Origin of the sequence: Scandinavium lactucae, from assembly GCF_033843265.1 — a bacterium.
Lineage (GTDB): Bacteria > Pseudomonadota > Gammaproteobacteria > Enterobacterales > Enterobacteriaceae > Scandinavium > Scandinavium lactucae.
In genome coordinates this window covers 399056-410481 of sequence record NZ_JAWXRD010000002.1, presented here as the reverse complement: position 1 = coordinate 410481, position 11426 = coordinate 399056, and the positions used below count along the sequence as shown (strand labels likewise).

The 11426-nt window shown below is 52.2% G+C and carries 10 protein-coding genes; 6 read left to right on the top strand and 4 right to left on the bottom strand.

What is annotated here, in order from left to right; translation table 11 throughout:
* From SIK69_RS03905 to SIK69_RS03895, 3 genes are all read right to left on the bottom strand, one after another.
* Entirely contained in the window at positions 1-825 is an 825-nt protein-coding gene (locus SIK69_RS03905) for an ABC transporter substrate-binding protein (protein ID WP_319785450.1), read from the bottom strand.
* 145 nt (positions 826-970) lie between these two features.
* On the bottom strand, positions 971-2113 hold the full coding sequence (locus tag SIK69_RS03900) for an HlyD family secretion protein (RefSeq protein ID WP_319626634.1): 1143 nt from the start codon (positions 2111-2113) through the stop codon (positions 971-973).
* Entirely contained in the window at positions 2113-2490 is a 378-nt protein-coding gene (locus tag SIK69_RS03895; protein ID WP_319626635.1) for a DUF3302 domain-containing protein, read from the bottom strand. Before SIK69_RS03895 ends, SIK69_RS03900 begins: the two co-directional genes overlap by 1 nt.
* Before the next feature lie 566 nt (positions 2491-3056).
* Here SIK69_RS03895 and tauA point away from each other — a divergent pair.
* Genes tauA through tauD form a run of 4 tightly spaced genes read left to right on the top strand, consistent with a single transcriptional unit; the run spans position 3057 to position 6470 of the window.
* Positions 3057-4019 carry a taurine ABC transporter substrate-binding protein gene (tauA, locus tag SIK69_RS03890; RefSeq protein ID WP_319626636.1) on the top strand — a complete coding sequence of 321 codons (963 nt, stop codon included), beginning with the start codon at positions 3057-3059 and terminating at the stop codon, positions 4017-4019.
* An 11-nt stretch (positions 4020-4030) separates the two neighbouring features.
* Entirely contained in the window at positions 4031-4798 is a 768-nt protein-coding gene (gene tauB / locus SIK69_RS03885) for a taurine ABC transporter ATP-binding subunit (RefSeq protein WP_319785449.1), read from the top strand.
* Positions 4795-5622 (top strand): taurine ABC transporter permease TauC, encoded by an 828-nt coding sequence (gene tauC / locus SIK69_RS03880; protein ID WP_319785448.1) that lies wholly within the window; start codon positions 4795-4797, stop codon positions 5620-5622. The genes tauB and tauC overlap by 4 nt, the downstream gene beginning before the upstream one ends.
* Complete coding sequence (tauD, locus tag SIK69_RS03875; protein ID WP_319785447.1) at positions 5619-6470, top strand: taurine dioxygenase; 852 nt, start codon at positions 5619-5621, stop codon at positions 6468-6470. The genes tauC and tauD overlap by 4 nt, the downstream gene beginning before the upstream one ends.
* A 45-nt stretch (positions 6471-6515) precedes the next feature.
* On the opposite strand, the gene hemB is transcribed toward tauD, so the two are convergent.
* Positions 6516-7490, bottom strand: a complete 975-nt coding sequence (gene hemB / locus SIK69_RS03870; RefSeq protein ID WP_319626640.1) for a porphobilinogen synthase — start codon at positions 7488-7490, stop codon at positions 6516-6518.
* Between the two features lie 384 nt (positions 7491-7874).
* Between hemB and SIK69_RS03865 the strand changes: the two genes are divergently transcribed.
* Both SIK69_RS03865 and SIK69_RS03860 read left to right on the top strand, forming a co-directional pair.
* Positions 7875-10733: an autotransporter YaiT-related protein gene (locus SIK69_RS03865; RefSeq protein ID WP_319626641.1), complete on the top strand. Its 2859-nt coding sequence runs from the start codon at positions 7875-7877 to the stop codon at positions 10731-10733.
* Between the two features lie 74 nt (positions 10734-10807).
* Entirely contained in the window at positions 10808-11425 is a 618-nt protein-coding gene (locus SIK69_RS03860; protein ID WP_319626642.1) for a helix-turn-helix domain-containing protein, read from the top strand.
* Position 11426 lies beyond the last annotated feature (1 nt).

Here is an 11426-nt window from a genome sequence, read left to right as displayed (position 1 = left end):
TTAGTGATTAGCGGCGATGGTGAAATTACGTGGCTGTGGGGTTTTGGTCTGTGGGCCAAACCAGCGGTTGTAAATGGTGGTGGCCTCTCCGGTCTGCTCCAGTTTGGCCAGCTCATCATTGACGGCTTTCAACAGCGCCGGTTCGCCTTTCTTCACCCCGACGCCAATCTCTTCTTTGCTCAGCAGATCCGGCAGGATTTTAAACTTGGCTTTGTCCGGCGCTTCGGCTAGCAGGCCCGCCAGAATAGTGCTGTCCTGAGTAATGGCCTGCACGTTGCCGTTGCGCAGGGCGGTCAGCGCCAGCGGAATATCATCATAAGAGAGCACGCGCGACTGCGGGAAACGCTGATGCAGCGCCTGTTCACCGGTGGTGCCTTTCACGGCCCCAATACGCGCCTGCTGATAATCATCGAGCTTGTCACCCGCTTTGCCCGGCACCAGGAACTGCTGGCCAGTGACGAAATACGGTGTTGAGAAATCAATCACCTGAGCGCGTTCCGGGGTGATAGTGATATCCGCCACAATCAAATCGGCTTTGCCGGATTGCAGCAGCGGGATGCGGTTAGCCGGGTTAGTGGCGACCAGTTCCAGCTTCACTCCCAGCGCGTTGGCCAACGCGTTGGCAAAATCCACGTCGTAGCCGACCAGATCATGGGTTTGCGCATCGACAGAACCAAACGGCGGGTTGGCATCGAAGGTGGCGATTTTAATCACCCCTGCGGCTTTGATATCGGCCAGCTGATCGGCATGGGCGACGCCGAGACTGGTGGCCAACAGGGCCAGCGCGACGGTGGTTTTTTTCAATGTGGGTAATGTTTTTGCCATGATTTTCTCGGTGTCCCTGTTTTTATGGTGTGCATTTACGCTCCCATAACGTGGGGTCATCTGGCAAAGAAGAAAAAATACTTAATTTAGCTGAAAATGTGCGGCTAAACGGTCTCCCGCCGCTGGCGGGAGACAGAGGAAGGGATCAATGATCGAGGAAGACGTAGTTTTCCCAGCTTGTCATACGGATCAAAATCTTACGGATCAGCGACAGCTCTTTGAAGTGGCCGGAGTAGACGGCGATTTCGACCTGCGAACCCTGCGGCAGTTGATAGTCTTCCAGACGCGGATCGGTGGCTTTGACCTTAACCAGCACCCGGCCCTGATTGGCCACATCGGCGGTGGTCAGCAGTTTGCCCTGGCCCTGGAACTGGCTCTCACCAATCGCGGGCAGCACTTCGACGACTTCGCCGCTGAACACGGTGCCCGGAATTGACGGGAACATCAGCTCTGCCTGGTAGCCTGGCTGCAGCCGTTGAACCGAGTTCTGACGGAAGGCCGCCACGTACATCTTCTGTGATTCGGCATCGACCGGCACAAAGGTCATTACCGGTGCCAGACCCAGCGCGGTGGACATGGTGCCCTCACGCAGACCAACGGTACTAACGTAGCCCGCAGCCGGGGCGCGCACCACGGTATTATCGAGCTTGAACTCGGCTTTACGCAGTTGCGCTAACAGCGAGGCAACTTTAGTATTTTGCCCGTTCACCACTGAGTTCAGATTGTTTTTAGCCTGTTCAACCTGCGCCTGCGCGGCGGTGACGGCGGCTTCGGTCGCTTTGTAGGTCTGGCGACGTGTGTCGACCATCTGATCGGAAAACGCGCCTTTGGCGTGGCCTTCGTTATAACGAGCAAACTCACGTTGCGCTTTGTCGCGGTCGGCAATGGCTTTGCTGAGGGAGGCTTGCGCCTGCTTAAGTCCGGAATCCAGCGACAGTGCGTTCTGGCTGGCCTCTTTTACCTGCGCTCGCAGATCGTCCACTTTCGCCTGGAATGGCGTAGGATCGATGCGGAACAGAACATCTCCCTCTTTCAGCATGACGTTCGGCTTAACCGGTACGTCAATCACCCGGCCACGAACCTGAGAGACAATCGGCACCGTCTGGTAGGCCTGCTTGCCGATATTACTGAATGGGTAGTTATAGTTCATCACCAGAATAACTACCGAGATAAAAATAATGCCGCCAAGTACAGCGGTCGGTACGGTCCATTTATTCAGAGGAATCTTAAATACTTTAAAAATAACAACGCAGCATGCGGCGTAACAAAGCAATAATAATGTTTCCATTATTTTTCCTCCTTGTTAATAACCGTTGGTTGAGCAATTTTGCTAACATTTTTGATGTCGTTTAGCTCATTTTTTAACTGATCCATCTGCATCAGCAGGTGCGCCATTTGCTGATGCATACTCTGCTGGTCTTCGCTGATTCGATGCATTCCCCAGCCCCTGTCGTCACGCCAGAGCGTGGCCCAGATCCACAGGAATGGCCACAGTGCATGTAGCGTAAACAGGCTTACCCAGCCCGCGTAGTGAATCGCGTCCTGGTGGGGATGATTACGTTTCTTTGCAATTTCATAAGGGATATCGTGGATAGCAATAATCCCGTAAAACAAAATAAGAATCACCGCAGTCAGTATTGCCAGGGCAACATAGTCCAGGGGCATGATTTAAAACTCCTGCAATAAAACAGAATTGGAAACAGCACATTGGGGAAGTATCCTTCAGGGTACAGAAGACCATAAAGTTTGCCTTTGAACAAATTCACAGTAATTCAAAATTAAATTATGATGGTTATTTTTAAAACGAAGAGGTCATTATTTGAGTGGAAAGCGTTAATTAATTCAAAAATAAACTTTGGTGAGGGTGATTGATTAGCCAACAGAAAACGCCAACCTCAACCCCGCACCATGGCATAGGCTGAGGCGAAAGGGTGACAATCTCCCGTGCAATCAGGCTTTTGGCTGACGGCGCGTTCGTCACGGGCGACACATCCTGAAAGAAAGTGATACAGGAGGTCCGTATGGCCTGGCGACCCTTTCTTTATTTGATAACCACCCCCCGTCCGCTGCTTTCACGTCGTCGGGGAAAGTTGGCTCTGGTGCGTAAAAACGACTAAGCTTTGCCAGTTTTTTTCTAAAAACAGAATGGCATTAGCCAGAATTTTTAATTCCTTTATCAATTTTGTGCTGCCGGAAATACTGCGCCCATGACAACAAGGGGAGCAGTCACCATGGCACGCGTATCGCATCTTTCATTCCTGGCCGCATTGGCCTTCATCACCTTCCAGGCGCAGGCGGTTAACGTCACCGTCGCATACCAGACATCCGCCGAGCCTGCCAAAGTCGCTCAAGCGGATAACACCTTTGCGAAAGAGAGCGGGGCGACCGTCGACTGGCGGAAGTTCGATAGCGGGGCGAGCGTGGTCCGTGCGCTGGCGTCCGGCGATGTACAAATCGGCAATATCGGCTCCAGCCCGCTGGCGGTTGCCGCCAGTCAGCAGGTGCCGATTGAAGTGTTCCTGCTCGCCTCACAGCTCGGCAATTCCGAAGCGCTGGTAGTGAAGAAGACCATCACTAAACCGGAAGATTTGATAGGTAAACGCATCGCCGTGCCGTTTATCTCCACCACCCACTACAGCCTGCTGGCCGCGCTGAAACACTGGGGCATCAAACCGAATCAGGTCCAGATCGTCAATCTGCAGCCACCCGCGATAGTCGCCGCCTGGCAGCGCGGAGATATTGACGGGGCGTATGTGTGGGCTCCTGCCGTCAACGAGCTGGAAAAAGACGGCACGGTGCTGACAGATTCCGCCAAAGTGGGTCAGTGGGGGGCCCCAACGCTGGATGTGTGGGTGGTGCGTAAAGATTTTGCTCAACAGCACCCTGAGGTGGTGAAAGCCTTTGCCCGCAGTGCAATTGAAGCCCAGCGTCCTTATATCGAAAACCCCGACAGCTGGCTGCAACAGCAGGCCAATCTGCAAAAGCTGGCGAAACTGAGCGGCGTGCCGGAAGCTGACGTGCCGGGGTTGGTCAAAGGTAACACCTATCTGACCGCCAGCCAGCAGGCACAGCAGCTTAACGGCCCGGTAAACAAAGCGATTGTGGATACCGCACAGTTCCTGAAAGAGCAGGGCAAAGTGCCCGCCGTTGCCGCCGATTACAGCCAGTATGTGACCGACAAATTTGTGAAATAACGGAGGCCTCCATGCTGCAACTCTCCCATCTCAGTGCGGACTACGGCGGAAAGCCGGTGCTGGAGGACATTTCGCTCAGCGTCGATCGCGGCGAATTGCTGGTGGTGCTCGGTCCCTCGGGTAGCGGTAAAACTACGCTGCTGAATCTGGTAGCCGGATTCCTGCCGTATCACACAGGGAGCATTTCCCTGAATGGTGTGCCGGTTAACGGGCCAGGCGCTGAACGCGGCGTGGTGTTTCAGAATGAAGGGCTGCTGCCATGGCGCAACGTGCAGGATAACGTGGCATTTGGTCTGCAGCTGGCAGGCTGGGACAAGCCTGCGCGGCTGGAGATTGCCCGGCAAATGCTGAAGAAAGTGGGGCTGGAAGGGGCGGAAAAACGCTTTATCTGGCAGCTTTCTGGCGGGCAGCGTCAGCGGGTGGGGATCGCCCGCGCACTGGCGGCAGATCCCCAGTTGTTACTGCTTGATGAGCCATTTGGTGCGCTGGATGCCTTTACCCGGGAGCAGATGCAAACCCTGCTGCTGCGCCTGTGGCACGAAACGGGTAAACAGGTGCTGCTGATAACCCATGACATCGAAGAAGCGGTGTTTATGGCGACCGATCTGGTACTGCTTTCCGCAGGGCCGGGGAAAGTGACCGAACGACTGTCGCTGGATTTCGCCCGTCGTTTTGTCGCCGGGGAATCCTGTCGCAGCATCAAGTCCAGTCCGCAGTTTATTGCCCGGCGCGAATACGTGCTGAGCCGCGTGTTTGAACATCGGGAGGCTTTCTCATGAGCGTAGTGGCGAACGATAAACCGCGCCGTATGGCCTTCAGCTGGCGCTGGCCGCTTTCGCGTCATCTGACGCTGAGCCTTTCCACGTTGATGGTACTGCTGGCGCTATGGTGGGCGGTTACTGCCTTACATCTTATTGCACCGCTGTTTCTGCCCCCGCCGGGGCAGGTGCTGCAAAAACTGCTCACTATCGCCGGGCCGCAGGGCTTTATGGATGCCACGCTGTGGCAGCATCTGGCGGCGAGCCTGACGCGCATTCTGATTGCGCTATTGGCGGCAGTGGTGATCGGCATTCCGGTTGGGATCGCCATGGGACTGAGTCCTACGGTGCGCGGCATTCTCGATCCGCTAATTGAACTGTATCGACCGATCCCACCGCTGGCCTATTTACCGCTGATGGTTATCTGGTTCGGTATCGGCGAGACCTCGAAGATCCTGCTTATCTACCTCGCGATTTTCGCGCCGGTGGCGATGTCGGCCCTGGCAGGCGTGAAAAGCGCGCAGCAGGTTCGCCTGCGGGCAGCGCAGTCGTTAGGTGCCAGCCGGAGGCAAATCCTGTGGTATGTGATCTTACCGGGCGCGCTGCCGGAGATCCTGACCGGATTACGCATCGGGCTGGGGGTAGGCTGGTCCACGCTGGTGGCCGCAGAGCTTATTGCCGCCACCCGCGGGTTAGGGTTTATGGTGCAATCCGCCGGAGAGTTTCTGGCGACCGATGTGGTTTTGGCCGGGATCGCGGTGATTGCCGTTATCGCTTTCGCTTTAGAATTGGGTCTGCGGGCGCTGCAACGCCGCCTGACGCCGTGGCATGGAGAAATGGCATGAGTGAACGTTTGAGCATTAGCCCATTAGGGCCTTACATTGGCGCGCAGATTACCGGGCTGGATTTAACCCGTCCGTTAAGCGATAACCAGTTTGAACAGCTTTATCACGCGATGCTGCGCCATCAGGTGGTTTTCCTCCGTGAGCAGCCGGTTACCCCGCAGCAGCAGCGTGGCCTGGCGCTGCGTTTCGGTGATTTACACATTCATCCGGTGTACCCGCATGCCGAAGGGGTGGAAGAGATTATCGTGCTCGATACGCACCACGATAATCCGCCGGATAACGATAACTGGCATACCGACGTGACCTTTATCGATACGCCGCCCGCCGGGGCGATTCTCGCGGCTAAACAGCTGCCGGAAAGCGGGGGGGATACTTTGTGGACCAGCGGGATTGCGGCGTATGAGGCACTCTCCGCCCCGCTGAAATCGCTATTAAGCGGCTTACGGGCCGAGCATGATTTCCGTAAATCCTTCCCGGAGTGGAAGCATCTGAAGAGTGACGCAGAGCATCAGCGCTGGCTGAGCGCGGTGGCAAAAAATCCGCCGCTGCTGCATCCGGTGGTGCGCACGCATCCGGTTACCGGCAAACAGGCGTTGTTTGTGAATGAAGGGTTTACTACCCGGATTGTGGACGTGACCGCTAAAGAGAGCGAGGCGCTGCTGGGCTTTTTATTCGCCCACGTGACAAAACCGGAGTTTCAGGTGCGCTGGCGCTGGCAGGAAGGGGATGTGGCGATTTGGGATAATCGAGTGACGCAGCACTATGCTAACGCGGATTATCTGCCGCAGCGACGGATTATGCATCGCGCCACCATTCTGGGAGATAAGCCGTATTATCGGGCGAGTTAATAATGGGATACCGGCCCGGCGACGCAATGCCGCCGGGCTGGCGAATTAACGCAGAATTTTCTTCTCTGCCAAATCGAGTGCGAAATAGCTGAAGATCAGATCCGCCCCCGCGCGTTTAATCGCGCCAAGACTTTCCAGAATCACTTTTTCTTCGTCAATGGCTCCCGCCTGTGCGGCAAACTTGATCATCGCGTATTCACCGCTCACCTGATAAGCACCGAGCGGCAATTCTGTCCGTTCCCGGATATCACGCAGAATGTCCAGATAGGCACCTGCCGGTTTGACCATCAGGCAATCTGCACCCTGAGCTTCGTCGATAAGTGATTCACGGATCGCTTCACGGCGGTTTAACGGGTTCATCTGATAGGTTTTACGATCGCCTTTCAGCGCAGTCCCGGCAGCTTCACGGAACGGGCCATAGAACGATGATGCGAATTTGGTGGAGTAAGACATGATGGCGGTGTCGGTAAATCCGGCGGCGTCCAGCGCCTGACGAATCGCCTGAACCTGACCATCCATGGCTGCCGACGGCGCAATGAAATCTGCACCCGCCGCAGCGGCGACGACCGCTTGCTTGCCGAGATTCGCCAGCGTTAAATCGTTATCCACGCCGTGATCGCACAGCACGCCACAGTGGCCGTGCGAGGTATACTCGCAGAAGCAGGTGTCCGACATGACGATCATTTCCGGCACGGTTTGCTTGCAAATTCGCGACATGCGCGCCACCAGGCCATCTTCTTTCCACGCGTCGCTGCCAGTGGCGTCGGTATGATGAGAGATACCGAAGGTCATCACCGAGCGGATCCCGGCATTGGCAATGCGTTCAATCTCGCGGGCAAGATGTTTTTCCGGGATACGCATGACGCCAGGCATCGCTTCGATAGCCTTGTAGTCGTCAATCTCTTCTTCAACAAAGATAGGCAGCACCAGATCGTTAAGGGTCAGTGATGTCTCTTCAAACATAGCGCGCAGCGCAGCGGATTTGCGCAGGCGGCGAGGGCGAGTGATCAAATCTGTCATGATAGGCCTGATGTTAATGGGACAATCACAACAGTTTACCCTAACCCGGGAGGTAATGTTTCACGAAAGTGGTGGTTATGTATTCGTCGTATTTTAATCTTCGGATGTATATATATATCAAATGGGTTGGAAAAGTTTAATAACGGAACTAATAGTATTATTTTATGAGTGTGGTGTTTGTTATTCATGTGAATAGAGAAAGTATTTGTTACCGTGATTTGCCTCTCGTTTTTATCTTTGTTTTGTATTTTTTATGGGATTGTCCACAATCAAACTTTCCGCAGAGAATAATTGAACTATTGCATCACGCGAAAGCATAATCCCTCGGCAATTCTAATTTGTTTTGATGGATTAACGAAATTACGTCCCTGGGAGGGATGACAGATGCACTCATGGAAAAATAAAACTGCGCTATCACAAATAGCATTAGCCTGCACTTTGGCAATCGCTTCTCAGGCAAATGCAGAAATTTATGATACTTTCACTTACCACGATGACGCTAATACAGCTTATAACTGGGCTGATTGGGATAACATCGACCCTCTGAATTATGTGGGTTACAGTGGCTATATTTATAATAACGCAGCAAACGGTACCTACGATCAGAACTTCAATGGTGATGTAGTAAACGGCGTTGTCTCTACATATTACCTGAACAACGACTATGCTGCGGGGACAGATAATACCCTGAATATTTCCAACTCTACCATTCATGGCATGATTACTTCCGGGAAAGTTTACGGTAGTAACGGTGATGGTGAAGTTGATGCCAATGGTTACGGCTGGAATAACGGAACCACTGTTGATTACAAATGGAATGATGGTGATGTGTTTACTCTGAATATTGCCAATTCAACGATTGACGATGATTACGAGTATTTCTACTTTACCGATTCTTATCTGGATGCTGATAAAGGGAAAACCCAGAATCATCGTCTGGGCTTAGCAGATATCGGTACAGCGGTTACGCTGGATGTTGAAAGCAATATCAACATCAGCGGCAACTCACATGTTGCGGGCATTGCTCTGTCACAAGGTGATACCACTAACGCTGATTACACCACTGACTCTCATACCTGGGATAACAACATTGTAGTGACCGACTCAACTGTAACTTCTGGCTCATATACTGCGCTGGAAAATGACGGTTGGTATGGTAATTCCGAAGAACCAAGTGATTATTCTGGTAAAGGTGGCGCGAATGACGTTGCGCTCTCCTTCGCCGACAGCGCTGCCTCTGATTATTCAATGAAAAACAACGTAAACTTCAGCAATTCTACGCTGATGGGTGACGTTGTGTTTAACAGTACCTTTAACGCTGATTTCTATCCGAATGGACATGATTCGTCAGATGACGGCGTGCTGGATACCAATGGTGGCTGGACTGACGACAACCTGAACGTTGACGAACTGAACATTACGCTGAATAACGGCAGTAAATGGGTCGGTGATGCAATTTTCAATTATGAATATACTGTCCCGACTAACATGTACGACGTTGCCGTCAATAGCCTTGAACCCAATTCAACTTATGATCATTGGGGCAATGTTGTTGACGATCAGACCTTCCAGAGCGGCGTGTTTAACGTTGCGCTGAACAACGGTTCAGAATGGGATACCGTCAATGGATCTCAGGTTGATACCCTGAGCGCAAATAATGGTTCTTTGGTTAAAGTTGCCGATGGTTCTGGCCTGTTAGCGGATACCATTACCCTGACTAATGGTTCAGCAATGAACCTTAGCACTGATGGTACTGTTAAGACCGATCATTTGACCGTTGATACCTACAGTACTGTTGATCTGTCAGATGAAACTGCGCAGTTGTATGCGAACACCATCACCGTTTCAAACGGTGGGGAATTCAGCATCGTTGGTGACGATTTTGACGCGCGCTCACTGACGACTGATACAGTAGAACTGACCCATGGCGGTGTGTTTAACATCAATAGCAATGACTATGTGTTAAACGCCGATCTGGTTAATGGCCATACCAACACAACGAACAAGTCGGATGCTACCTATGGTTATGGCGTGATCGCCATGAACTCAGAGGGCCACCTGACCGTTAATGGTAACGGCAACACCCATAATGCTGGTGAAGAGTTCAGCGTTGATGATGCTGGCGACGGCGTGGCTGCTGCAACCGGTAACTACAAAGTGCGCATTAACGATGCGACCGGTGCGGGTTCTGAATCTCAGTACAAGAATAAAGAACTTATCTATATCAATGATAAGAACAGCAATGCGACGTTCTCCGCGGCCAACAAAGCTGACCTCGGCGCTTACACCTATCAGGCTCAGCAGATGGGCAACTCTGTCGTTCTGCAACAGCGTGAACTGACCGATTATGCCAACATGGCGCTGAGCATTCCGTCTGCAAACACCAATATCTGGAACCTGCAACAGGATACTCTGGGCACCCGTCTGACTAACGCGCGTCATGGTTTGATTGATGACGGTGGTGTTTGGGTGAGCTACTTTGGTGGTAACTTTAATGGCGATAACGGCACGATCAATTACGATCAGGACGTAAACGGCATTATGGTAGGTCTGGATACTCAGATTGAGGGTAACTATGCCAAATGGACCGTTGGTGCAGCAGCAGGCTTTGCCAAAGGTGATATGAGTGATGAATCGGGTCAGGTTGATCAGGATAGCCAATCTGCCTATATCTACTCTTCTGCGCGTTGGGCCAACAATGTATTCCTCGACGGCAACATGAGCTACAACCACTTCAACAACGACCTTACTGCAAACATGAGTAACGGTGAGTACGTTGATGGTGATACTGCGAATGATGCCTGGGGCTTTGGCCTGAAACTGGGTTATGACTGGAAATACAACGCAGCGGGGTATGTCACTCCATACGGTGCGATTTCAGGTCTGTTCCAGTCTGGTGATGATTATCGCCTGAGCAACGAAATGCGCATGGACGGTCAGTCTTATGACAGCATGCGTTATGAACTGGGGATCGATACCGGTTATACCTTCACCTATAGCGATGATCAGGCGCTTACGCCTTACTTCAAACTTGCCTATGTCTATGATGATTCAGATAATAGTGCTAACGTGAACGGTGATGAAATCGACAACGGCGTTGAAGGCTCTGCGGTTCGTGTCGGTGCTGGTGCACAATTTAACTTTACCAAGAAATTTAGCGCCTATACCGATGCTAACTACCTGGGCGGCGGCGACGTTGAACAGGATTGGTCTGCAAATGTGGGCGTGAAATATACCTGGTAATTAATCTCAGCAGGGGACGATGTCCCCTGCTTTTTAACCCCTAACATGACATTGACACAGGATGTGACACTCGCATGTTATCTGTAAAACCTTTGTCTGCATTCCACGTACTCGATCAGCATTTTTTCCCCATAGCGTCATCACTGACTCTGCATCCCCAAGATTCGTTAAGCCTGAAAAATGATGGTGCTATCTTGACCGTTATACGGCAAGGAACGTTTAAACTTGAGCGAATACAGGAAGATATTCTGGTCGGTATCAGCCCTTCACCAATGATCCTTGGATTGCCAGGTTTGTTTGATCCCCGAAGCGAAAGTTATCAACTAACGGCCCTGACCGAGTGTGATGCTTATCAGCTGGAAGGCTCTCAATGCAAAGGAATACTGGATCGTAATCAACTCTGGCGCGAAGCGTTTCAGTGGGTGAGCTGGATTTCAAAGGCGCAGGAAGCTCGCGATGTTCAACTGATTGGCCAAAATTCTTACAGCCAAATCAGGGCTACATTGCAGGTCATGTCAAAATGGGATGAAGCACTGCGTGCCAGGATTGGCGTGATGAACTACATCCAACAACGAACCCATATTTCCCGTTCGGTGATAGCTGAAGTACTGGCGGCGCTAAGAGCAGGGAATTATATCGAAATGAATAAGGGCAAGCTGACATCCGTCAAACGCTTGCCCCTTGAGTATTAAG